This is a genomic window from Streptomyces sp. NBC_00005, from assembly GCF_045160215.1.
In the GTDB taxonomy this organism is placed as follows: domain Bacteria; phylum Actinomycetota; class Actinomycetes; order Streptomycetales; family Streptomycetaceae; genus Streptomyces.
Genome location: NZ_CP108316.1, coordinates 9,163,211 through 9,186,288 on the forward strand (window position 1 = coordinate 9,163,211; position 23,078 = coordinate 9,186,288).

At 71.8% G+C, this 23,078-nt stretch carries 24 protein-coding genes; 9 read left to right on the top strand and 15 right to left on the bottom strand.

Features of this window, described 5'->3' with window-relative positions:
• Positions 1 to 17: 17 nt before the first annotated feature.
• The 8 genes from OG303_RS41825 to OG303_RS41860 form a co-directional block, all read right to left on the bottom strand.
• A complete protein-coding gene (locus OG303_RS41825; RefSeq protein ID WP_405875123.1) occupies positions 18 to 362 on the bottom strand; it encodes a DUF4326 domain-containing protein in 345 nt (114 codons plus the stop codon).
• A gap of 9 nt (positions 363 to 371) precedes the next feature.
• Positions 372 to 1,154 (bottom strand): SGNH/GDSL hydrolase family protein, encoded by a 783-nt coding sequence (locus OG303_RS41830; RefSeq protein WP_405875124.1) that lies wholly within the window; start codon positions 1,152 to 1,154, stop codon positions 372 to 374.
• A 67-nt stretch (positions 1,155 to 1,221) separates the two neighbouring features.
• Positions 1,222 to 2,235: a hemolysin family protein gene (locus OG303_RS41835; protein ID WP_405875125.1), complete on the bottom strand. Its 1,014-nt coding sequence runs from the start codon at positions 2,233 to 2,235 to the stop codon at positions 1,222 to 1,224.
• Positions 2,232 to 3,578 (bottom strand): hemolysin family protein, encoded by a 1,347-nt coding sequence (locus tag OG303_RS41840; protein ID WP_405875126.1) that lies wholly within the window; start codon positions 3,576 to 3,578, stop codon positions 2,232 to 2,234. The genes OG303_RS41835 and OG303_RS41840 overlap by 4 nt, the downstream gene beginning before the upstream one ends.
• A gap of 156 nt (positions 3,579 to 3,734) precedes the next feature.
• Entirely contained in the window at positions 3,735 to 4,160 is a 426-nt protein-coding gene (locus OG303_RS41845; protein ID WP_405875127.1) for a GNAT family N-acetyltransferase, read from the bottom strand.
• Between the two features lie 60 nt (positions 4,161 to 4,220).
• On the bottom strand, positions 4,221 to 5,111 hold the full coding sequence (locus OG303_RS41850) for an LLM class F420-dependent oxidoreductase (RefSeq protein WP_405875128.1): 891 nt from the start codon (positions 5,109 to 5,111) through the stop codon (positions 4,221 to 4,223).
• 46 nt (positions 5,112 to 5,157) lie between these two features.
• Positions 5,158 to 7,725, bottom strand: a complete 2,568-nt coding sequence (locus tag OG303_RS41855; RefSeq protein WP_405875129.1) for an ABC transporter permease — start codon at positions 7,723 to 7,725, stop codon at positions 5,158 to 5,160.
• 4 nt (positions 7,726 to 7,729) lie between these two features.
• Positions 7,730 to 8,617, bottom strand: coding sequence for an ABC transporter ATP-binding protein (locus OG303_RS41860; protein ID WP_405875130.1), 888 nt, complete (start codon positions 8,615 to 8,617; stop codon positions 7,730 to 7,732).
• A 196-nt stretch (positions 8,618 to 8,813) separates the two neighbouring features.
• Here OG303_RS41860 and OG303_RS41865 point away from each other — a divergent pair, with 196 nt between their 5' ends.
• A complete protein-coding gene (locus OG303_RS41865) occupies positions 8,814 to 9,056 on the top strand; it encodes a toxin-antitoxin system HicB family antitoxin (RefSeq protein WP_405875131.1) in 243 nt (80 codons plus the stop codon).
• Between the two features lie 4 nt (positions 9,057 to 9,060).
• A complete protein-coding gene (locus tag OG303_RS41870; RefSeq protein ID WP_405875132.1) occupies positions 9,061 to 9,435 on the top strand; it encodes a fic family toxin-antitoxin system, toxin component in 375 nt (124 codons plus the stop codon).
• Between the two features lie 14 nt (positions 9,436 to 9,449).
• Here OG303_RS41870 and OG303_RS41875 read toward each other — a convergent pair whose 3' ends face one another.
• Both OG303_RS41875 and OG303_RS41880 read right to left on the bottom strand, forming a co-directional pair.
• The gene (locus OG303_RS41875) at positions 9,450 to 10,151 is read right to left on the bottom strand and encodes a class I SAM-dependent methyltransferase (RefSeq protein WP_405875133.1); all 702 of its coding nucleotides are present in this window, start codon (positions 10,149 to 10,151) and stop codon (positions 9,450 to 9,452) included.
• Positions 10,152 to 10,225: 74 nt separating this feature from the next.
• Entirely contained in the window at positions 10,226 to 10,912 is a 687-nt protein-coding gene (locus tag OG303_RS41880) for an esterase/lipase family protein (protein ID WP_405875134.1), read from the bottom strand.
• A gap of 116 nt (positions 10,913 to 11,028) precedes the next feature.
• On the opposite strand from OG303_RS41880, the gene OG303_RS41885 reads away from it, so the two are divergent.
• Entirely contained in the window at positions 11,029 to 13,722 is a 2,694-nt protein-coding gene (locus OG303_RS41885; RefSeq protein WP_405875135.1) for a LuxR C-terminal-related transcriptional regulator, read from the top strand.
• Positions 13,723 to 13,726: 4 nt separating this feature from the next.
• On the opposite strand, the gene OG303_RS41890 is transcribed toward OG303_RS41885, so the two are convergent.
• Positions 13,727 to 14,758: a lipase gene (locus OG303_RS41890; RefSeq protein ID WP_405875136.1), complete on the bottom strand. Its 1,032-nt coding sequence runs from the start codon at positions 14,756 to 14,758 to the stop codon at positions 13,727 to 13,729.
• On the bottom strand, positions 14,743 to 14,937 hold the full coding sequence (locus tag OG303_RS41895) for a hypothetical protein (RefSeq protein ID WP_405875137.1): 195 nt from the start codon (positions 14,935 to 14,937) through the stop codon (positions 14,743 to 14,745). The genes OG303_RS41890 and OG303_RS41895 overlap by 16 nt, the downstream gene beginning before the upstream one ends.
• 378 nt (positions 14,938 to 15,315) lie before the next feature.
• Between OG303_RS41895 and OG303_RS41900 the strand changes: the two genes are divergently transcribed.
• The 6 genes from OG303_RS41900 to pqqE all read left to right on the top strand — a co-directional run bounded on the left by OG303_RS41900 (position 15,316) and on the right by pqqE (position 19,814).
• A complete protein-coding gene (locus OG303_RS41900) occupies positions 15,316 to 16,446 on the top strand; it encodes a PQQ-dependent sugar dehydrogenase (RefSeq protein ID WP_405875138.1) in 1,131 nt (376 codons plus the stop codon).
• A 93-nt stretch (positions 16,447 to 16,539) separates the two neighbouring features.
• Complete coding sequence (pqqA, locus tag OG303_RS41905) at positions 16,540 to 16,680, top strand: pyrroloquinoline quinone precursor peptide PqqA (protein ID WP_405875139.1); 141 nt, start codon at positions 16,540 to 16,542, stop codon at positions 16,678 to 16,680.
• An 8-nt stretch (positions 16,681 to 16,688) separates the two neighbouring features.
• Positions 16,689 to 17,588, top strand: coding sequence for a pyrroloquinoline quinone biosynthesis protein PqqB (pqqB, locus tag OG303_RS41910; RefSeq protein ID WP_405875140.1), 900 nt, complete (start codon positions 16,689 to 16,691; stop codon positions 17,586 to 17,588).
• Positions 17,589 to 17,590: 2 nt separating this feature from the next.
• Entirely contained in the window at positions 17,591 to 18,322 is a 732-nt protein-coding gene (pqqC, locus tag OG303_RS41915; protein ID WP_405877734.1) for a pyrroloquinoline-quinone synthase PqqC, read from the top strand.
• Positions 18,319 to 18,591 carry a pyrroloquinoline quinone biosynthesis peptide chaperone PqqD gene (gene pqqD / locus OG303_RS41920; RefSeq protein ID WP_405875141.1) on the top strand — a complete coding sequence of 91 codons (273 nt, stop codon included), beginning with the start codon at positions 18,319 to 18,321 and terminating at the stop codon, positions 18,589 to 18,591. Before pqqC ends, pqqD begins: the two co-directional genes overlap by 4 nt.
• On the top strand, positions 18,588 to 19,814 hold the full coding sequence (gene pqqE / locus OG303_RS41925) for a pyrroloquinoline quinone biosynthesis protein PqqE (protein WP_405875142.1): 1,227 nt from the start codon (positions 18,588 to 18,590) through the stop codon (positions 19,812 to 19,814). The genes pqqD and pqqE overlap by 4 nt, the downstream gene beginning before the upstream one ends.
• A gap of 15 nt (positions 19,815 to 19,829) precedes the next feature.
• Here the strand turns inward: pqqE and bioD are convergent, their stop codons facing one another.
• Genes bioD through bioB form a run of 3 tightly spaced genes read right to left on the bottom strand, consistent with a single transcriptional unit; the run spans position 19,830 to position 23,039 of the window.
• Positions 19,830 to 20,546 carry a dethiobiotin synthase gene (bioD, locus tag OG303_RS41930; protein ID WP_405877736.1) on the bottom strand — a complete coding sequence of 239 codons (717 nt, stop codon included), beginning with the start codon at positions 20,544 to 20,546 and terminating at the stop codon, positions 19,830 to 19,832.
• A 2-nt stretch (positions 20,547 to 20,548) separates the two neighbouring features.
• Positions 20,549 to 21,829: an adenosylmethionine--8-amino-7-oxononanoate transaminase gene (locus OG303_RS41935; protein WP_405875143.1), complete on the bottom strand. Its 1,281-nt coding sequence runs from the start codon at positions 21,827 to 21,829 to the stop codon at positions 20,549 to 20,551.
• Positions 21,822 to 23,039 (bottom strand): biotin synthase BioB, encoded by a 1,218-nt coding sequence (gene bioB / locus OG303_RS41940; RefSeq protein ID WP_405875144.1) that lies wholly within the window; start codon positions 23,037 to 23,039, stop codon positions 21,822 to 21,824. The genes OG303_RS41935 and bioB overlap by 8 nt, the downstream gene beginning before the upstream one ends.
• Positions 23,040 to 23,078 lie beyond the last annotated feature (39 nt).

Sequence of the window (23,078 nt, forward strand, 5' to 3'; positions counted from 1 at the left end):
AAGCTACGAGACGTGCGTCACGGCAGCTCGGAATCGGCGAGCCCGGCCAGAACGCCGGCGTGACACAGCTCGGGCGCGCACCAGCAGGCCAGCGTCCGCCCGCGCAACGCCGGTACCAGATCGAGCAGTTCGGGACGCTCCAGCAGATACGCCCGGTACATCGCCATGACCTCGGCGCGCGTACCGTCCCGCCGGCGCATCGGGGTGTCGTATGCGAAGGGGTTGTACAGCGGGTGGCGGGGCAGGTCCCAGCCCCCCATGGTCCAGCGGCGGCCGACGTAGACGACCTCGGCGGGGGCGTTTTCGAGCCGGGGGCCGTACTCGTGGATGCGGCCCCTGACGTTGATCACGCGGGTGGTCACGGGACGACGCTACGCCGCCGGCCCCTCGTAGGGCAGCAGCTCGGGTCGCTTCGGCGGGAGGCCGTCGCCCGAGGACCGGCCCGTCACGCGGCGGGCGATCCACGGCAGCAGGTGCTGCCGGGCGAAGCGGACGTCGGCGACCCGCCGGGTGGCCCACCCCGGAGGCGGTGTCACCGCCATCGGCGTGCGCCACTCGGCGTCCGCGGGGTCGTAGCCGAGGATCTGCCAGACAGCCTCCGCGACCCTGCGGTGCCCCTCGGCCGTCAGGTGCAGCCGGTCCACGTCCCACAGGCGCGGGTCGCTGAGCGACGGGGCCCCGTACAGGTCGACGACCACCGCGCCGTGCTGTGCGGCGAGCTCGTCGACGACGGTGAACAGCTCCTCCATGCGCGGCCGGAAGCGCTCCAGGACCGGACCCTGGCGGCCCGGGCTGCGCATCAGCACCAGCTGCTTGCAGGACGGGGCAAGCCGCTCCACGGCCTCGGTCAGCAGCCCTCGTACCCGCCCCATGTCGCACTTGGGACGCAGGGTGTCGTTGAGCCCGCCGACCAGCGTGATCACGTCGGGCCGCATGGCCGCGGCGACGTCGACCTGCTCGTCGACGATCTGTCCGATCAGCTTGCCGCGCACGGCGAGGTTGGCGTACCGGAAACCGGGGGTGACGGCGGCCATCCGCCCGGCGAGGAGATCGGCCCAGCCTCGGTACGAGCCGTCCGGCAGCAGGTCCGACATGCCCTCGGTGAAGGAGTCGCCGACCGCGACCAGGCTGGTGTGTGTGGGGTTCGTCTGCATGGCGAAAGAGATGGTAACGCGGTCCCATACCCGTCGGTCGGTCGGCCCGGTTCCTGCGCCGGAAGGCTCACGTCCGCTGCCCGAAAAGCTCCCGCAGCACGTCCTCCATGGTGACCAGTCCGGCCAGCCGGCCGTCGTCGCCGAGCGCGGCCGCCAGGTGCGTACGACTGCCCCGCATCGCCGTGAGCACGTCGTCCAGCGGTGTGTCCTCCCGTACGCGCGCGATGTGCCGCATGTCCCGCACCCGGAACGGCACGTCCCTGGGAGAGGCGTCCAGCGCGTCCTTGACGTGCAGGTAGCCGACGATGCGGCTCCCCTCGTCCACCACCGGGAAGCGGGAGAAGCCCGACTCGGCCGACAGGCGCTCCAGCTCCTCCGGCGTGACGTCCACGCGCGCGTGGACCACACGTTCCACCGGCAGCACCACGTCGCGCACCGGACGGCGGCCCAGTTCCAGCGCGTCGTGCAGCCGCTCCAGCGCCCGGTCGTCGATCAGGCCCGCCTCGCCCGAGTCCCGCACGATCCGGGCCAGCTCGGCGTCCGAGAAGGTGGCCGCGACCTCGTCCTTGGTCTCCACCCGCAGCAGCTTCAGGAGGGTGTTCGCGAAGGCGTTGATGGCGAAGATCACCGGGCGCAGCGCCCGGGACAGGGTGACCAGCGGCGGACCGAGCAGCAGCGCGGTGCGCACCGGCTCCGCGAGCGCGACGTTCTTCGGCACCATCTCGCCGAGCAGCATGTGCAGATACGTCGCCAGGGTCAGCGCGATCACGAAGGACACCGCGTGCCCCGCGCCCTTCGGCACACCCAGCGCGTGGAACACAGGCTCCAGCAGATGCGCGATGGCCGGTTCCGCGACCACACCCAGGACCAGCGTGCACAGCGTGATGCCGAGCTGCGCGGCCGCCATCAGCGCGGACACGTGCTCCAGACCCCACAGCACGCTCTTGGCCCGTCGGTCGCCGTCCTCGGCATGCGGTTCGATCTGCGAACGCCGTACGGAGATCAGCGCGAACTCGGCGCCGACGAAGAAGGCGTTGACGACCAGGGTCGCAAGGCCGATCAGCAGCTGTACGGCGGTCATCGGGCGTCCCCCTGCTCGTGCTTCATGTCGGCCTCGTCGTCGAGCGGTGCGTGCAGCAGCACCCGCGCGGCCCGCCGCCCCGAGGCGTCCACCACGTCGAGCCGCCAGCCGGCGACCTCGACGCGGTCACCCACGGCCGGGATACGGCCCAGCTCCGTCGCCAGGAGACCGGCCAGCGTCTCGTACGGTCCGTCGGGCGCCCTGAGACCCACGCGCGCGAGCTGGTCCACCCGCGCCGAACCGTCGGCCGAGTACAGCGCGCGGCCGTCGTCGTCGCTGCCCGCCGCGGCCAGGTCGGGCGTCTCGTGCGGGTCGTGCTCGTCCCGCACCTCGCCGACGACCTCCTCGACGATGTCCTCCAGCGTGGCCACGCCCGCGGTGCCGCCGTACTCGTCGATGACAACGGCCATGGTGCGCTTGCCGGACAGCCGGTCGAGGAGCCGGTCGACGGTGAGGGTCTCCGGGACGAGAAGGGGCTCGCGCATCAGCTCGGAGACGCGGGTCCGGGTGCGGCGGTCGGCGGGTATCGCCAGGACGTCCTTGATGTGCGCGGTGCCCACGACCGAGTCGAGGTTGCCGCGGTAGACCGGGAACCGGGACAGCCCGGTCGCCCGGGTCGCGTTCGCCACGTCCTCGCAGGTCGCCTGGACCTCCAGGGCGATGACCTGGACGCGGGGCGTCATCACGTTCTCCGCGGTCAGGTCGGCGAGGTTGAGCGTCCGTACGAACAGCTCGGCGGTGTCCGCCTCGAGGGCGCCCTCCTTGGCGGAGTGCCGGGCCAGCGCCGCCAGCTCCTTGGGGCCGCGCGCCGAGGCCAGTTCCTCCGCGGGCTCCAGGCCCATGCGGCGCACCACGCGGTTCGCCGTGTTGTTGAGATGCGTGATGAAGGGGCGGAAGGCCGAGCTGAACAGGCGCTGCGCGTTGCCCACCCGTTTGGCCACGGCCAGCGGCGAGGAGATCGCCCAGTTCTTGGGCACCAGCTCGCCGACGACCATCAGGAAGACGGTCGACAGCGCCGTACCGAGCACCAGAGCGAGCGAGCTCGCCGCGGAACGCGAGATGCCGAGCGCCTCGAGCGGGCCCGCGATCAGCTTGGCGATCGACGGTTCGGAGAGCATGCCGACGACCAGATTGGTGACGGTGATGCCGAGCTGGGCGCCGGAGAGCTGGAACGTGAGGCTCCGTACGGCCTTGAGGGCGCCCGGCGCGCCTCGCTCGCCTCGCTCCGCCGCCCGCTCCAGCCGGCCCCGGTCGACCGTGGTCAGCGAGAACTCGGCCGCGACGAAGGCACCACAGGCGAGCGAGAGCAGGATCGCCACCAGCAGGAGGAGCACTTCGGTCATCGGGTCACCTCCGTCCCATCGTCGGACAGGGTGGGGAGGAACGCGCGATGTCGTGCTGTGCGCGTACTACTGGGAGGCTCGCCCATGGGCGGACGCTCACACCTTTCCTTGGAGGACCGAAATGGTCCACCAAGAGTAAAGGATCGGCAAAGGTGGTCAATGCGTGAGGTGCTTCACCCAGCGCCGCCACTGCTCCTCCGGCGCGTATCCGGCCGCCCGCCAGGCGTGCTGGCCCGTCTCGTTGCGCACCAGCACCATCGCGTCCCCGCGCCGCCCCCCGAGCCGTACGAACCGCTCCTCGGCAGCGGCCAGCAGGGCCGAGCCGATGCCCTGCCGACGCCGCTCGGGGTGCACCGCCAGTCGGTACAGGTGGCAGCGCCAGCCGTCGAAGCCGGCGATCACCGTCCCGACCAGTTCGCCGCCCCGCTCGGCCAGGATCAGCGCCTCGGGGTCGCGGTCGACCAGGCGCTCCACGCCGCCCCGGTCGTCGCTGATGCTCGTGCCTTCGGCCGCCACCTTCCAGAAGGCGAGGACGGTGTCGAGGTCGGCGGGCGTCGCGGCCCGTATCCGCAGATCAGTCATGCGGTGATCACATCACCTGCGGCCGTCGTGAACGTGTGATTCCAGCATCCGGACGGACCGTCAGCGGCCGGCCAGCTCCGCGACGACCGGCGCGAACGCCTCCATGTACGGCTCCAGGACCGTCAGATACGAGAAGCCGTACCGCTCGCGCCGGTCCAGCACCTGGGCGACGATCCTGTCCAGCGTGCCGACCAGCAGGATCGGCAGCTCCAGTGCCTGCTCCACCGTCGTGTCGGGCACCCGCTCCACCAGCGGCCGGACGGCGGCTGCGCGGTCGTCGGTGACGGCCACCAGCTGGACGAGCAGGTTCAGTTCGGCCGGTTCCTTGCGGCCCTCGGCCAGCCGCTGGTACCGCGCCATGCTCTCCTCGAGCTCCGCGGCCGTCAGCGGCAGCAGTCGGCCCGTCGTGCTCCCCGGTGCGAGGCGCATGCCCGTGAACGCCGCGATGTCGGCGTGCTCGGCGGTGAGCCTGAGCATCCGGTCGCCGTTCCCGCCGATCATCAGCGGCACGCGCGGTTGCTGCGCCGGCCGCGGCTGGTGCTGGTCCGAGCCGAGCAGGCGGTCCAACTCCTCGACCGTGCGCCGCAGATGGTCCACGCGCTCGCGCGGAGAGCCGAACGGCAGCCCCGCCGTGTCGTGCTCCGCCTCCACGTAGCCGGTGCCGAGGCCGAGTTCGAGGCGGCCGCCGGTCAGGGCGTCCGTCGTGGCCACCTCACGGGCGAGCAGCGTCGGATTCCAGAAGCCCGCGTTGAGCACGAACGTGCCCAGCCGCGGCCGCTCGGTGACCGCGGCCGCGGCGACCAGTGCCGGGAACGGCGCGACCATGCCGAGGTGGTCGGGCACATGGATCACGTCGTAGCCGAGCTCCTCGGCCCGTCGGCACTTGGCCCGCCACTCCTCGGCGGGCGCGGGGGTGATCAGGCTGGCACCGAAGCGGAACGGACGCGGCATGAACTCTCCTCACCTACAAGCGACTTGAGTACCCACCGCGATTCCATCACTCGTGCGCGATGGCCGCCAGCACATTCATGCGGGATGCACGCAACGCGGGCAGCAGCGCCGCCACGATGCCCACCACCGCCGAGCCGATCACCACCGCGACGATCGTGGTCCACGGGATCGCGAGCGCCTTCATGCCCTGCAGCGCCAGCACCTGCTGGGTGCACACGCCCCAGATCAGCCCCAGCGCGAGCCCCAGCACCGCGCCGAAGACCGCGATCACCACCGACTCCAGCCGGATCATCCGGCGCAGCTGCCGCCGGGCGAGCCCGATGGCCCGCAGCAGCCCGATCTCCCGGGTCCGCTCCACGACCGACAGGGCAAGGGTGTTGACGACGCCGAGTACCGCGATGATGATCGCCAGCCCGAGCAGCGCGTACACGAGGTACAGCAGTACGGCGATCTGGTCGTGCACCAGCTTCTTGTAGTCGGCCTGGTCGCGGACCTGGACCTGCGGGTACGGCTCCAGTGTCTTGTCCAGCCGGGAGCGCAGCTGGTCGGGGCTGGTGCCGGACGCGGCGTTGACGTAGAGCGCGGAGTCCTGGCCGCCGGGCACGTACTTCTCGACCGTCGCGATCCCGAAGAACAGCCCGCCTTCCATGCCGAACCCCTCGGAGCCGTCCTGGTCGGTGAGGGCCCCCACCTTCAGCTCGGTCTTGCGGCCGGCGGGGAACTCGACGGGGATCGTGCTGCCGAGGGTGACGTCGTGATCCTTCGCGAAATCGACGTCCATGGCGATGCTGCCGTTCGCCAGCGCCGCCGCCGTGTCCCCCTCCGCATACGTCACGTGTGCGACGTCGTCGACCTGGTTGCCGTAGCCCGCGGCGGTGCTCTTGATCCGCTTGCCGTCCGGAAGACGCAGCGCGATGGGCGTGAAGCGCTGCCGCACCACGACACCCACGCCCTCGGTGCCGCGCACCTTGTCGGTGACCTCCTTCGGGAACGGCACGAAGTTGCTGTTCTGGACGATGAAGTCGGCGCCCAGGGTCTTGTCGATCTGCTGGTCGAAGGACTTGGACATGGAGGCGCTGGCCACCGACATGCCGCCGACCAGGGCGAGGCCCACCATGAGGGCGGCCGCGGTGGCGCCGGTACGGCGCGGGTTGCGCAGGGCGTTGCGCTGGCTCATGCGGCCGACCGAGCCGAAGAGCGCGGGGAAGGCCCCGCCGAGGACCCGGATGACGGGGCGGACGAGCAGCGGGCCCGCGATCACGGTCGCGATCAGCGTCAGGACGACGCCGAGGCCCAGCAGGGAGGCCGCCGAGGACGTCTTCGACGACGTGACACAGCCGACGAGGGCCGCCGCGCCGAGCGCGCCGACCACCGAGCCCACGATCGCCCGGTTCCTCAACGGCCGTCCCACACCGGCGATTTCGGCGTCCGCGAGGGCCGCCATCGGCGAGACGACGGCCGCGCGCCGGGCCGGGAGGTACGCCGCCACGAAGGTGACGCCGATTCCGACGACGTACGCCGCCACGGGAGTTCCCCACCCGATGACCATCTCCGTGGTCTTGAGGTTCATCCCGAACACGCTCATGAGCTTGATCAGCCCGGCGGCGAGCCCGATGCCCACGGCGAGACCCAGCGTCGAGCCGACCAGGCCCAGCAGGACCGCCTCGGTGAGCACGGACCGCCGCACCTGCCGCCGGTCGGCACCGAGGGCCCTGAGCAGCCCGAGTTCACGGGTGCGCTGCGCGATCAGCATGGAGAACGTGTTGACGATCAGGAAGACGCCGACCAGGACGGCGATCCCGGCGAAGCCGAGCATCACGTACTTGATGACGTCGAGGAAGCCGCCGAGGTCCGCCGCGGCCGACTTGGCCTGTTCGTCGGCGGTCTTGATGTCGTAGCGGCCGGTGCCGACCACGGCGGCGACACGGCTCTTGAGCTGCGCGTCGCTCACCCCCTTCGCCGCGTCCACCGAGATGCTCGTGGCCTTGGCGGCCGAGCCGAGCAGCTGGGTCGCGGCGGTCTTCGGGTCGAGGAAGACCAGGGCCGCGCCCGGGTTGGTGGTGGTGAAGGTGGCGATGCCGACGATCTTCACCTTGAAGATGCCCGGCTGGGCGAGCACGGTCAGGGTGTCCCCGATCCTCACGTGCATCTTGTCGGCGGTGTCGGCGTCCAGGAGCGCCTCGCCCCTGCCGTGCGGGGCGTGGCCCGAGGTCAGCTTCACGGGGCTGCGGGCGGTGAGAAACCAGTCGGAGGCGATGGTGGGCGCGCCGGTGGTCGGTCCGACCGACTTGTTCCTGCTGTCGACGACCGTGATGTTCTCGACGCTCACGTCCGGATGGGCCAGCGCGACGCCGTCGACCTTCGCCACCCGGTTCACGAGCGAGGCGGGCACGGTCTCGACCGCCCCTGTCGGCACCTGCGAACTGAGGCCCTCCTTCGGCTCCACCGTCACATCGGCGGACGTCGAGGCGAACAGCCGGTCGAAGGTGCGCGTGACCGTGTCGGAGAAGATCAGACTCCCCGCGACGAACGCCACGGACAGGACGATCGCCAGCGCGGAGAGAAGCAGCCTGCCCTTGTGCGCGAGGAAGCTCCTGAGCGTTGCCTTGAGCACGGATTCAGTCCTTGTCGAGGTCTACGTCGCGACGGGTGACGTCGTCGGAGGCGGCAGCGTCGGAGGAGGCGCCGGAAAGCGCGGCGTCGGAGGGTGCGTCGTCGCCCTCGAACTGGCTGCGGATCACGTCGAACCGCTTCATCCGCTCCAGCACCGCCTCCGCCGTGGGCCGTTCCATCTCGTCCACGATGCGCCCGTCCCCGAGGAAGAGCACCAGATCGGAGTGGGCCGCGGCGCCCGGATCGTGGGTGACCATGACGACCGTCTGCCCCAGCTCGTCCACGGCCTCCCGAAGGAAGCCGAGGACCTCGAGGCCGGCCCGCGAGTCGAGGTTCCCCGTCGGCTCGTCGGCGAAGATCAGCTCGGGCCGGGAGGCCAGCGCCCGTGCGCACGCCACGCGCTGCTGCTGGCCGCCGGACAGCTGCGCGGGCCGGTGCTTGAGCCGGTCGCGCAGCCCCAGCGTGTCGATGACCTGGTCCAGCCATTTCTCGTCGGGTTTCTTGCCCGCGATGTCCATGGGCAGGGTGATGTTCTCGACCGCGTTCAGCGTCGGGATGAGGTTGAAGGACTGGAACATGAAGCCGATCCGGTCCCGGCGCAACTGCGTCAGCTCGCGGTCCTTCAGCCCCGTGATCTCGGTGTCGCCGAGCCACACCTGGCCGGCCGACACCGTGTCGAGCCCCGCCAGGCAGTGCATCAGCGTGGACTTCCCGGAACCCGAGGGCCCCATGACCGCGGTGAAGCGGCCGCTCGCGATGTTCACGTCCACCGAGTCGAGGGCGAGCACGGTCGTCTCGCCCGTGCCGTACGCCTTGGTCAGACCGCGGGCGCGGGCCGCGATCCCGTCGGCCGACGCATGGCCTCGGGCGTGCTCCGCAGCAGGTGTGGACAAGGCTGCCTCCTCGCATGGACGTGCCGACTCCGTCGTCCTGGCCGAGCGTAATGTGATCCCGCCCACACCTGAAATCCTTCGTGAGTGCAGGAGAGTCTCCACCCCAGGTCGTGCCCCTGACACCCGTGTAAGGGGCACCCTCCACCCGCGGGAGGACCTCTTGCCGATGCTAGCGCCTTGGCGCTAGCTTCTAGGTATGGCGAAGACCCAGCTGAACGTGCGAGTGGACGAGGGCACCGCCCGCGCTGCCCGCGAACGCGCCCTGGCCCGCGGCATGAGCGTCAACCGCTACATAGAAGAGCTGGTCAGACAGGACACCGGAGAGGTGGGCCACACGTTCGTCGAGGCCGCCGCCGACTTCATGAAGCAGTACGAGGCGGTCTTCGCGGAGGAGTTCGACACCGAGCGCGAGGCCGGACGCGGCGAAGGTCGTCACTGATCTCTTGAGCCATCTCAGAATCGACCTTGCCTGGCTCCTCATGCTCGCCGAACAGAACACGCCCGGGGACCCCCAGGTCACCGACTGGGGTGCCCTGGTTGCGGCCGTCGCGCGCCACGAGGCCGAGATATTCGACATCCCCGTCTACGACAGCCCGCACGCGCGCGCCGCCGCGCTGCTCCAACTCCTCATCCACGTCCCGGCGTTGGAGCGCACCAACGCCCTGTTCGCCTCCGCCGTCGCCTACGCCTACCTCGTCGCCAGCGGCCTCAAGGTGGCCACCTCGCCCGAGCAGGTCCGCGAACTGGCCCGCCTGGTCAAGAGCGGCGAGGCCTCGGTCCACGACATCGCGGAGGAACTGCGTCAGTGGACGGTGTGATCACTTCGCCGTCATCATTTCGTGGCGGCCGATTCCGTGGCCTCCGGTCGCCATGCCGTGCCCAGCACGCAGTACGAGGTGGGCAGCTTCGGTCCCGTCGCAGGCATCAACGTCCGCCGGTAGGGGCCGAGTTCGAAGCCGGCGTCCCGCAGCGCGGCGATCGGGTCGCGGGCCAGATGGCAGCCGCCGTTGAGCGGCGGCCACAACGTGCGGTCCAGCGTGCGCTGGGTGAACAGCATCGCCGGTCCGCCGCCCCGGCCGTGTTCGAAGAACCGCACGACACCGCCGGGCCGCAGCACTCGCCGTACCTCGGCGAGCGCGCGCGGCACGTCCCGCACGCTGCACAGCACCAGCGAGACCACCGCCGCGTCGAAGGCCTCGCTCTTGACGGGCAGGGCCTCCGCGGCACCCGGTACGACGTCGACCGGCACCTCGGACCGCAGGGCGGCCTCGACGGCCAACTGCCGCAGCCGGCGCTCCGGTTCGATGGCCACGATCTCCGAGACGGTGCTCGGGTAGTGCGCGAAGTTCAGTCCGTTGCCCGCGCCGATCTCGATCACCCGCCCGGACAGCCCGGACAGGAGCCGGGCGCGGACCTCGCCCATTCCCATCCGGGTCTCGGCCTTCACGCTGATCCGGGCGTAGTAACGGGCGAACAGCGGGTGGTGCACGGGATCCCGCGCCACCTTGGTGGCGCCGGGGGACCGCAGCGGCATGGGGACCTCCCTCGCGGACGGGTCTCAGGCCCTACCGCGATTGTCCCCCGTACGGGCCCCGCGCACCCCCGCTGTCAGGCGATGAAGTTCCGCACCTGCTCGTACACGCCGTAGTCGTTGTTCATGTCGGTGTGCGAGATGCACCCGACCTCGACGTTGGTCGCACCGCTCAGGATCGCGGTGGTGTCCGGGGTGAGGGCGTCGTCGCAGTTCGACCAGTAGCTGGCGTACGAGACGCTGCCCGGTGTCTCGTCGCCGGAGTTCAGGGAGGTCAGGAAGGAGCTGCCGGTGTACATCTCCGCGCAGGACGTGTAGAGCCACTTGCACCACGAGGCGGTCGTCGTGCCGTGGTTCACGCCTGCGGCCGAGACGAAGTCGTCGACATACGCGGTCCCGCCGAGGTTCTTGAGGTAGTAGCGGGAGCTGAGCGCGCCCATCGAGTGGACGACCAGGTCGACCTTCGAGGCGCCCGTCTGCGAGAGCACGCTCTGGACCTCGGTGGCCAGTTCCTGGGCTGTGGTGACGTTCGACTGCGTCCAGTCGTACGACCAGGCGAACAGCTCCGAGGACGAGTAACCGTCGGCCTCGAAGTCGGCGATCCAGTCGTCCCAGCTGCCGGCCGAACTGCTCAGGCCGTGCACGAAGACGACGGGGTTGTGGGTCGCCGCGTGAGCGGGCGCGGCGGAGAGGGAGAGAGACAGAAGGAGCGACGAGAACACGGCCGACACGACCGTGACGATGCGACGCTTGACGCGCTGCATGATGCCTCCTGAAGCGGGTGGGGTTCGCCAGGAGTGTCAAGGCGGGTCTACGCGCGACGCATCGGCGAAATCGCCGGTCTTTACGTCTCAATTAACTCGCCAGTAACGTCAATTGTGTGGCGACTCCGGTGAACCCCCAGCCCCTGCTCCGCGATGCGTCGCAGCAGCGCGTGGCTTCCGCGCTCCCCGAAGGCGTGCGGGTACGGGTGCTGCACGCCGTGTACGGCGATCCGCGTGCCGCCGCCGAACTCGTACCGCTCCTGAGCGACCGCCAGTCGGCCGGCCTCGACCCCCTCCCGACGGAGCCCGCCGAACTGGCACCCGAGCTGCTGCGGGCGCACCGCACGGAGATCCGAGCCCTCCCGGACGACACCCGGCTGCTTCTTCTGCTGGCCGCCGCGGACCAGTACCCGGTCGCCACCCACGCTTTTCTGCGCGCTGTGGCGGCCGTCGGCCTGGACACCCGCCCGCTGGAAGCCGCCGAGGCGGCAGGTATCGCGCACGCGGGGGCGGGGGGCGTCGTCTTCCGCGACGCGTGGACGCGGATCGCCGCGTACGAGACCGGCTCCACGGCGGACCGCCGCGACGTCCACCGTCTGCTGGCCCGCGTGTTGCACGGCGCCGGTGAGACGCCCCGCCGTTCCTGGCACCGGGGAGCGGGTGCGCTCGGCCCGAGCGGCCGCCTGGCGGCGGAGCTGTGCGGCGCGGCGGAGCAGGCTCGTGCCGCGGGTCAACTCGCCCTCGCCCGAGCCCTGTTGGAACGCGCCGCCACGCTCTGCCCCGACCCGCCCGAACAGTCCCGCCTCCGCGCCCGCGCCGCCACGGACGCCTGGCAGTCGGGCGACGCCGACCGCGCCCTCCGCCTGGCGGCCACGGCGACCCCCGACGATGCCCTGACGGGCCTGCTCGCCCTCCGCGCGGGAAACGCGACGGAGGCCTTCGACGCACTGCTGACGGCGGCGGCCCAGACGGGGACGAGGGTGAGGGGGAACGGTTCTGCAGATGGCCGTGAGGGGCGGAGGGCGGCTGCCGTGGGGGAGGGGGAGCGAGCTCGGGACGGGGTGAGTGCGTGGGACGGCGCGGGAGTTGGGGGTGCGGGGGTTGGCGGTGTGCGGGGCGACGGAGGGATGGTCGGCGGTGCTGGAGCATCGAGCGGTATGGGGGTGCGGGATGGTGCGAGGGAGTCAGACGGTGTGGGAGTGCGGAATGGTGCGAGGGGGCCGGACGGTGTGGGGGAGCCGGACGGTGTGGGGGTGCGGGACGGTGTGACGATGCCGGGCAGCGCGGGAGCCGTTTGCGGACCCGCGACGCCCACCCCCCGTGCTTCTGACGCCTCTGCGCCCGGCACCTCTGGGGCTACGACCTCTGCCTCCGCGGCCCCCGCCTCCACTGCCACGACCGCCGCCTCCATCACCTCCGCCCCTGCCCTCACCGCCTCATCCACCACCGCCGCACCCCTCACCACGGCACCCGCCACCACCGCACCCCCCACAACCTTCACCCCCACCGCCCACCTCCTCGCCCGCGCCACCGAAGCCGCCATCTACACCGGTGACCTGCGCCGTTGCCGGGAGGCTGCGCAGGTTGCGGAGGGGATGGGGGTGGGGATGCCCGGAACGTTGGGCGGGCTTGCTGCTGCCTTCGAGGGGCGGTACGAGGATGCGCGGGATCTGCTGGAAGCGGCGGCCGGGCGGTGCGGGCCGGGAGGGGATCCCACCCTGCTCGTGCATGCCGGTATCGCAGCGCTCATGCTCGGCGACCACACCCGCGCCGCCACCGCCACCGTCCGGGCGGCCGCCTCGGCCCGGGCGCGGGGCGCGACCGCCACCGTGACGCAGGCCCTGGAGTTCCGGGCCTACGCCGACTTCTGGACCGGCCGCCCGCAGGCCGGCGCGGCCACCGCCACGGACGCCCTGCGGCAGGCGTACGCCACCGGCCAGGGCAACGGCGCCTGCCATCTGCAGGCCGCCCTCGCCATGTTCGCGGCGCTCACCGGCGACGGGGACACCTGCCGCGAACGGGCCGCGGCGGCACGGTCGTACGCCCTCGCCCACGGACTGGGTCTGCCCGCCGCGCTCGCCCAGTGGGCGCTCGCCTTCCTCGACCTCGCGGACGGCCGCTTCGCCGGCGCCGCGGCCCGGCTGCGTGCGCTGGCCGGCTTCGGACCGGGCCACGGCCACCGCGCCATCCGCCACCTGGCCACCCCGCACTACGTCGAGGCCGCCGTCCGCACCGGCGACACCCGCGTCGCCCGGGCCGCCCACGCCGACTACGACCGCTGGGCGACCGCCGTGCGCAGCACCGACGAACTGGCCCTCAGCGCCCGCTGCCGCGCCCTGCTGGCCCCCGGCTCCGAGGCCGTCGAGCACTACCGCACGGCACTCGACCTGCACGCGCGCGGAACCCGCGACTTCGAACGCGCCCGCACGGAGTTCCTGTTCGGCAGCGCACTGCGCCGACTGCGGCACCGTACGGAGGCCCGCGACCGTCTGCACAGCGCCCTGGAGGCGTTCGACAGTTTCGGCGCCCCGCACTGCGCGGCACAGGTCCGCGCCGAACTCCGCGCGCTGGGCGCCCCTGCCACCCCCGCGCGGCGCACTACCGACGAGCCCACCGCACGGCTGACCGCCCAGCAGCTCCTGATCGCCCGTATGGCCGCCGAGGGCGCCACCAACCGCGAGATCGCCGGCCGCCTCGCCCTCAGCCCCCGCACGATCGACCATCATCTGCGGGGCGTGTTCAGCCGGTTGGGCATCCGCTCACGGATCGAGCTGGTACGGCTGCTGGGCGACAGCGGCGCCACCCGATGAGACGCTATCCGGCCACGTAGCGGACTTCCGGGTAGCGCGGCGAAGCGCCCGTCAGGACGTGTGAGGTGTCCGGGCGCCCGCGCAGGTGGGCGTCGAAGAAGGCCCGCACCGTGGCCCGTGCGGCCGCCACCGCCGCGTCGGCGGGGATCGTGCCGAGCGGCAGGGGCAGCGAAACCGCCAGCTGCGGAACGATGGCCACGATGTCGGTGAAGGAGAGGTGCTCCGCGTCCGCGAGCCGCAGACACCGCCGCCGGCCACGCAGGTGCTTCCAGAGCGTGGGCCAGTTCGGGTCCTTGTTCAGGTTGTCGTGGACCGCCGTGTCCATCAGCAGGAACGGCCGGTCGAGACCGCGCTCGACGACAGGCCCGAACACAGTGCCGTCCAGGTCGAGGCCGGCCCGCACCCGAGCGTCCACGTCCATGACGGCCGCTGCCGCCGCGCCGCCCCGGGAGTGTCCGAAGGCCCCTGTTCGTGCGAGGTCGAAGGTGCCGGGCAGACCGCGCGGGATCGGGCGCCGCCGCGCGTCGGGGTTGCCGCCCCGGTTCAGGACGGCCAGGCAGTCCAGCACGAAACGCAGGTCCGCGGCCCGCACCGCGACCGCCGCCGCGCGGGCGGCGTCGTCATCGTCGCCGGTGGGTCGAAAGACCACGACCCGGCCGTCGGGGAACTCCACCTCGCCCGAGTCGTAGGGGTGGTCGACCGTGACCACGACATAGCCCCACGACACGAGCTCCTCGACGACGAGCGTGTGGAAAGTGCGGTCCGACTGGTAGCCCGGCGAGTAGAGGAGCACGGGGCGGCGGCCCCGCCGGGCCGGCGCGGAGTCCGTGCTGTGTGTCGCCGGTAGCGCGTATGCGTCCAGCGCGCCCCCGTAGCGGGCCTTGAGCGCCCGCTCGGCGCCCTGCGGCAGCCACGGCAGCATCGTGCGGCCGCGGACGTTCTCCGGTGGGTAGGTCACGGTCACCATCAGCTCGCGCGGCTGCCCGGCACCGGACCACGGATCGGTCCTCGACCGGTCGATCAGATGCAGCTCCACCGCACCCACGGTGCGGGGCCGGTCGGCCCGGCCAGGTGCAGCGGGACGGAAGCGGTCGCCGCCGAAGTGGACTGCCTCGACAGGGGGTTGGCGACAGCGCCGGGGGATGCGACGACGGTGGCGACCGCTCCGAGGCCACCGGCCAGCAGGACACGGCGAGTTGGGCGAACGGGAGGCATCGTGCTCCTTTCGCAGCCGGACACGCGGCCCGTGGAAAGGCACCCTTTGCCCAGCCTGATCGTCTTCAAGTCCCTTGCACTGTAGATCAGTTGCTCGACGCAAACCCGGCGGCGCTCCTCTCGTCGCACAGGGCAGGGGTCGGTCCCTCGCCTTCGTCCAGAGCCGCGCGGTGGGCGGTTCGGTCAGCACCTCCCGGCCACGCCTCGAAGGGGGCGCTCGCCCTCACCCCCCTGGCTCACCCGAGTGGCAGGCCGGTTGCTCATCGTCGAGATTGCATTGCAGAGCGGAGCGGTCCTCAAGAGATCCGCTGCTCTTCACCGGCGTGTGGCCACGCCGCGCCACGACGGCTCACTCGAGCAACGACGAAGGGTGTCCACGTGACAGATTCACGCCGCTCGCTGCGGCATTCATCACGGTTCGGCATAGCCGCGGTCGCCGCGGCTGCCGCGCTGCTGGCCGGCGGCCTGTCCCAGTCGGCGCTCGCCGCCGCGGAGTCGTACACCGCGGTCGCGGCCCCGACCTCCGACGGCGGTGAACCGAAGGGCGTCACCGCGTTCTCCACGGGATGGCAGACCCCCTGGGGCATATCGTTCCTGCCGGGCCGGGACTCGGCGCTGGTGACGGAGCGGCTGTCCACCCAGGTCTACCGCCTCGACAGCGACGGCACCAGGGAGTGGGTCGGCGAGGTACCGGGCACGGTCCCCGAGCCGTACGAGGAAGGCGCGGGCGGGCTGCTGGGAGTCGCCCCGTCACCCACCTGGGACGGTGACAAGGACAAGCAGGTGTTCTTCGTGCACACCACGGCGACCGAGACCCGGGTCGCCAGGATGGACTACGACGGCACGTCCCTCAGCAACTACACCCCCATCCTCACCGGAATCAGGCGGGGCGGGGACCACAACGGCGGCAGGATCGCCTTCGGTCCCGACGGGTACCTCTACGTCGCGACCGGCGACGGCCTGCAGCCGAAACTCGCGCAGGACAAGAACTCGATCAACGGAAAGATCCTCCGGATCACCAAGACCGGCGCTCCCGCCCCCGGCAACCCGTTCGGCAACCACATCTACAGCTACGGCCACCGCAATCCGCAGGGCCTGGCGTGGGACCGCAAGGGCCGGCTGTGGTCGGTGGAGATCGGCAACCAGACGCACGACGAGCTCAACCTGATCAAGCCGGGCGCCAACTACGGCTGGCCCACCTGCGAGGGCTCCTGCGACACCAAGGGCATGACCGGCCCCAAGACCACCTTCACCCCGGAGACGGGCGTGCCCGCCCAACTCGCCGTCGTGCGCAACGTCATCTACGTGTCGTCGCTCCGCGGCCAGCGGCTGTGGCGCATCCCGATCGACGGCGACAGCGAGCGCGTCGGCACGAAGACCGCCTTCTACTCCGGCGACTACGGCCGGCTGCGCGCCATCGCCAAGGTCCCCGGCGCGGACGAACTGTGGCTCGGCACCAGCGACCTCGGCTACGGCAAGGACAAGGTCCTCCGCGTCCCCATCAAGTAGCCCACAAGATCAAGTAGCCGACGAGAGACCCCAGCAGGCCTCGTAGACCACAGCAGACCCCCAACACCCCTCTGCAGAAAGGACCTACGCCCCATGAACGAGACCAAGGAACAGACGAAGCCGATCGAGTGGACTCCCTCGAAGGAGACGGACAAGGCCACCTGGCAGGCGCCCTCCTACGAGGTCGTCGACACCGCACTCGAGGTCACCGCCTACTCCCTCAGCTCCCGCTAGCCGGCGCCATGCTGCTGCTGGTACTCGGCACCGCCGCCGGCGGCGGCATCCCTCAGTGGAACTGCGCGTGCCCCGGATGTTCCGGAGCACGCGCACATCCGCGTCGGAGCCGCCGTCACGCCTCCCTCGCCGTACGGACGGACGACGGCCGCTTCTACCTCGTCAACGCGACACCCGACATCGGCGACCAGATCGAAGGCCGGCCCGAACTCCACCCGGGACCCGGCCCCCGTCAAACACCCCTCGCCGGACTGGTCCTCACCGACGCCGAGCTCGACCACACCCTGGGCATCGCCCGGCTGCGCGAGGCCGACGGCCTCGAAGTGATCACCACGGCCCCGGTCCGCCAGGCGCTCCTGGACCGCCTGCACCTCGGGGACGTGCTGGCGCCGTACACCTCCCTCACCTGGCGGGAGTTGCCGCGGCGCGGCGCCGAACCGCTGGACCGCGGCGCCCCGGGCCTGCAGATCAGCGGCATCCCGGTGTCGGGCAAGCGCCCGCGGTACGCCGCCGACGCCCCGGACGACGACGCATGGGTCGTCGCGCTGCGCCTGTACGACCCCGCTTCCGGGGCGACCGCGCTCTACGCCCCGGCGCTCGCCGCCTGGCCGGACCGTCTCCAGCAGGCCGCCGCCGAGGCCGACTGCGTCATCGTGGACGGCACCTTCTGGGACGACGAGGAGCCCCGCCGCACCGGCATCTCCGACCGCACCGCCACCGGCATGGGCCACCTGCCCATCGAGGGACCGAACGGAACCGCCGAACGTCTCGCCGGCCTCTTCGCCCGGTGCCTCTACACGCACCTCAACAACACCAACCCCCTCGTCGACCCGGCAGCGCCTCAGCACAAGCGGCTCGCACGGCTGGGCGTCGAGGTGGCGTACGACGGGATGGTGATCGAGCTGTGACCATGACAGCCGTCAACACAAAACCCGCTCCGCTCGCGGAGCCCTGGAGCCCCGCGGAGTTCGAGACACGACTGCGTGCGGTGGGGGAGGAGCGGTACCACGACAGCCACCCCTTCAACCTCCGTATGCACAGCGGAGATCTCAGCCAGGACGAGCTGCGCCGCTGGATCGTCAACCGCTTCCACTACCAGCGCCACATCCCCGTCAAGGACGCTCTGATCACCGCCAAGCTGGACACGTCCGCGCTGCGCCGGATGTGGCTGCGCCGCATCCAGGACCACGACGGGCAGCAGGACGGCGAGGGCGGCATCGAGCGGTGGCTGCGGCTCGGTAAGGCGGCCGGCCTGGACCGGGAGGCAATGCAGCGCGCCGACACCGTGCTGCCGGGCGTACGGCTGGCGGTCGACGGCTACGTCAACTTCTGCCGACTGCGCCCGACCCTCGAAGCCGTCGCCGCGTCGCTGACCGAACTGTCGGCCCCGGACCTGATGCGCACCCGTATCGACGCCTTCGAACGCCACTACACGTGGATCGAAGCCGATGGACTCGCCTACTTCCGGACCCGTGTCTCCCAGGGGCGGCGCGACAGCCGTGAGGCACTCGACCTCGTGCTGAACTGGGCTCGTACGCGCGACGACCAGGAACGGGCCGTGGCCGCACTGCGCTTCAAATGCGATGTCCTGTGGTCGCTGCTCGACGCCGTGGACCAGGCGGACGGCCGGGAGCAGGTGTGAGGGCCGCGGCGGTGACCGACTGGCGGCCCGCGCTGGCGCCCGCCATCCTCCGGCGGCACGACCACGCGCGCGACGCGGACCTGCTGCTCCTCCCCGAACGCGTCGTCGTTCTGAGGGGCGCGGCCGGAACGGTCGTCGGCCTGTGCGACGGCACCCGCAGCGTGGACGACATCGTCGACGAACTGGCCGAACGCTTTCCCGGCTCCCCCGTGGCCACCGACGTCCCCCCGTTCCTCGAACGGCTGCGCAAGGAGGGCTGGCTCCGATGACGACCGCCGATCCGACACCCGTCGTCGATCCGACGCCGACTGCCGATCCAATTCCCGTCGCCGATCCGGCGATTGCTGCCGCTCCGGCGCCCGCGCCCGCCCGCCCCTGGGCCCTGCTGGCCGAACTCACCCACGCCTGCCCGCTGCACTGCGGGTACTGCTCCAACCCACTGGAGCTGACCCGGCGTTCGCGTGAGCTGAGCACCGAGCAGTGGACGGACGTGATGCGCCAGGCGGGCGAGTTCGGCGTGGTCCAGACCCATCTCTCGGGCGGCGAGCCGCTGTTGCGCCCGGACCTGGAGCAGATCATCACCGCGGCCGAGTCCGCCGGGATCTACACCCAGCTGGTCACCAGCGGCGTGGGCCTGGACCGGGCCCGGCTGTCCGCGCTCGCCGCCGCCGGCCTGCGCAGCGTCCAACTGTCCGTCCAGCACGCCGACCCGGCCGCCTCCGACCGGATCGGCGGACGCAAGTCCTTCGCCGAGAAGGAACGCGCCGCCGCGCTCGTACGGGACGCCGGCCTCCCCCTGGGCCTCAACGTCGTCCTGCACCACGAGAACCTGGACGCCGTCGACGACCTCATCGAGCTCGGCCTGTCCTGGGGCGTGGACCGCATCGAACTGGCCAACGCGCAGTTCTACGGCTGGGGACTGCTCAACCGCACCGCGCTGCTCGCCACGCGCGACCAGCTCGCCCGGGCACGGGACGCCGTCGAGCGGTGGCGGGAGCGGCTGGGCGGCGGCCCCGACAGCGAAGAGAGACCCGCGGGCGCGCCCGAACTCGTGTGGGTCGTCCCCGACTACTTCGACGGGGTGGCCAAGCCGTGCATGGGCGGGTGGGGAGCGGTCTCGCTCACCGTCACCCCGGACGGTACGGTCCTGCCCTGCCCGGCCGCGGCCTCGCTGCCGGGGCTGGACCCGCCGAACATCCGCGACCGTCCGCTGGCCTGGATCTGGGACCACTCCCGGGCGTTCGGCCGCTACCGGGGGACCGACTGGATGGCCGACCCCTGCCGCAGCTGTGCCCAGCGCGACGAGGACTTCGGTGGCTGCCGCTGCCAGGCATACGCCCTCACGGGGGACGCCGCCCGCACGGACCCCGCCTGCCGGCTGTCCCCCGACCACGGACTGATCCGGGCACTGGCCGACGACAGCACGGACGGGAGGCCGGCGATCACACGGCGGGCACCGGTCCGGGCCGAGCGCGTCGGAAAGCTGTCCTGATCCGCGCGGTCTGCCCTACGGCGCTTCCCGCACCCGGAACGCCTCCGCGTCCCACGTCCCGTCCAGCCGTGGCGCCAGCCAACTCGGCGCCACCGCACGGAAGTCGGCGGGCGTCAGCGCTCCCGCCCCGGCGGGCAGCGCTCCCAGCAACGGCGCGTCGGCCACCTCCGGCAGGTCCGCCACGTTGCAACGGGAGGCGAGGTCGGGGGAGTCGGGCCAGCTGCCGATCACCAGCCCGGCCAAGTCCAGCTTCCTGGACCGGAGTTCACGGGCCGTCAGCTCCGTCGTGTTCAGCGTGCCCAGGCCGGCCGGCGCCACGACCAGGACCGGGGCCCGCAGCAACTGTGCCGCGTCCGCCAGTGTCCCGCCCGCCGGGTCGAACCGGACGAGCAGTCCGCCCGCCCCTTCCACCAGCACCAGGTCGTGCTCGGTGGCCAGCTTGGCGGCGGCCTCGGCGACGTCCTGCGGACGCACCGGTGTCATCCCGGCCCGCCGCGCCGCCGTCCCCGGCGCCAACGGCTCGGGATAGCGGGCGAGTTCGGTCGCCGTGACGTCACCCGCGAGCCGCGCGACCTCTTCGGCGTCCCCGGGCTCGTCCGGCCGTACGCCCGTCTGCGCGGCCTTCAGCACGGCCACCGAACGGCCGGCGGCGACCGCGGCGGCGGCGACCGCGGCGGTCGTCACCGTCTTGCCGACCTCCGTGCCCGTGCCCGTGATCACCAGGATCGGCATGCTCATCCCTCCCGCGCCGCCGCGCACACCGCGCGGGCGATCCGTGCCAGGTCCGCGTCCCCGGTGACGTAGGGCGGCATCGTGTAGATCAGGTCGCGGAACGGCCGCAGCCACACGCCCTCGCGTACGGCGGCCTCCGTGGCGGCCTTCATGTCCACGGCATGGTCGAGTTGTACGACTCCGATGGCGCCGAGGACGCGTACGTCCCGCACGCCCGGGATCTCCCGTGCGGGCGCCAGCCCGTCCCGCAGCCCCGCCTCGATCCGCTTGACCTCCCCGAGCCAGTCCTGGCCGAGCAGCAGCTCGATCGAGGCGCAGGCGACGGACGCTGCAAGGGGGTTGCCCATGAAGGTCGGGCCGTGCGCCAGGACCGGTACCTCGCCCTGCGAAATCCCGTCGGCCACCTTCGAGGTGCACAGCGTCGCCGCCATCGTCAGGTAGCCGCCGGTCAGCGCCTTGCCCACGCACATCACGTCCGGCGTCACAGCCGCGTGCTCCGCCGCGAACAGCGCGCCCGTACGCCCGAACCCGGTCGCGATCTCGTCGAACACCAGCAGCACGTCATGCGCGTCGCACGCCTCGCGCAGCACCCGCAGATAGGCGGGCGAGTGGAACCGCATCCCGCCCGCGCCCTGCACCACCGGCTCGACGATCACCGCGGCCAGTTCACCGGCGTGCCGCTCGATCGCCGAGCGCAGCTGCTCCGCGTACGACTCCTCGTACTCGACCGGAGGCGGGTCCACGAACACCTGGCGGGGCAGGACCCCGGTCCACAGGTCGTGCATCCCGCCCTCGGGGTCGCAGACCGACATGGGCTGCCAGGTGTCGCCGTGGTAGCCGCCGCGCCAGGTCAGCAGCCGCTGCTTCGCACTCCGGCCCAGCGAACGCCAGTACTGCAGGCACATCTTGACCGCGACCTCGACCGACACCGAACCGGAGTCGGCGAGGAAGACATGCTCCAGGCCGTCGGGCGACATGTCGACAAGGTGCTTCGCCAGGCGCACGGCGGGCTCGTGCGTGAGCCCGCCGAACATCACGTGACTCATCCGGCCGAGCTGCTCGCGGGCGGCCTCGTTGAGCACCGGGTGGTTGTAGCCGTGGATGGCCGACCACCAGGACGACATGCCGTCGACCAGCTCGCCCGAGCCGTCCGCCATCCGCAGCCGCACTCCGCTCGCCGACTCGACGACGAGCGGTTCGACCCGGCCGGGCATGGGCCCGTACGGATGCCAGACGTGCCGCCGGTCGAGCTCCAGCAGCTCGGAGACGGGCAGGTCAGGCATTGGGCGCGAGGTCCGTTCCGGCACCGCGACGGCGTACGGCGACCAGGTCGGTACGGGCGTCGTTGGCCGCGGGCGCGGCGGCGGAACCACAGACACCGCCCCCCTCGTGCGACCCGCATCCGCCACCCTCGTGGGACCCGCACCCGGCACTCTCGTGGGATCCGCAACCCGCGCTCTCGTGCGAGCCGCAGCCGCCCCCGGCCGTCGCCCGGTGCTCCGGCAGCGTCACCTGGCCGGTGCCCTCCACCTCGAACCCGGCGTCCGCGATCATCTCCAGGTCGGCCTTGCCGGCCTGGCCCTCGGTGGTCAGGTAGTCGCCAAGGAAGATCGAGTTGGCGAGGTGCAGCGCAAGGGGCTGCATCGTGCGCAGATGGACCTCGCGGCCGCCCGCGATCCGCACCTCGACGTCCGGGCAGACGAACCGCACCATCGCCAGGATCCGCAGGCACCGCTGCGGGGTGAGGTTCCACTCCTTGGCCAGCGGGGTGCCCTCGACCGGGATCAGGAAGTTCACCGGCACCGAGTCCGGGTCCAGCTCGCGCAGCGAGTAGACGACGTCGACCAGGTCCTCGTCGCTCTCGCCCATGCCCGCGATCAGGCCGGAGCAGGCGGACAGCCCGGCCGCGTGCGCCTTCTGCACGGTGTCCACCCGATCGGCGTACGTGTGCGTGGTCGTGATGTCCCCGTACGTCCCCTCGGACGTGTTCAGGTTGTGGTTGTAGGCGTCCGCGCCCGCCTCGCGCAGCCGCTCCGCCTGGCCGTCCGAGAGCAGACCGAGACAGGCGCACACCTCGACGCCCTCGTTCTGGTCCTTGATCGCCTTGATGGTGCCCGCGACCCGGTCCACGTCACGGTCCGTCGGCCCGCGCCCGGACGCCACCAGGCACACCCGCTTGGCGCCTCCCGCCAACCCGGCCGCCGCGGCCTGCGAGGCCTCGTCGGGCTTGAGCCAGGTGTACTTCAGGATGCCGGTGGTGGAGCCGAGCCGCTGGGAGCAGTACGAACAGTCCTCGGGACACAGCCCGGACTTCAGGTTGACGAGGTAGTTGAGCTTCACCCGTCGGCCGAACCAGTGCCGGCGCACCTTCCCGGCCGCGGCCACCACATCGAGCACGTCGTCGTCGGAAGTGGCGAGGACGGCCAGAGCTTCCTCGCGGGTCGGCAGCTCGCGCCGAAGCCCCTTGTCCACCAGCGTGTTCAGCAGGTCCATGAGGCCCGATCCTGTCTTACGGAAGCGCTCCCGGCCAAG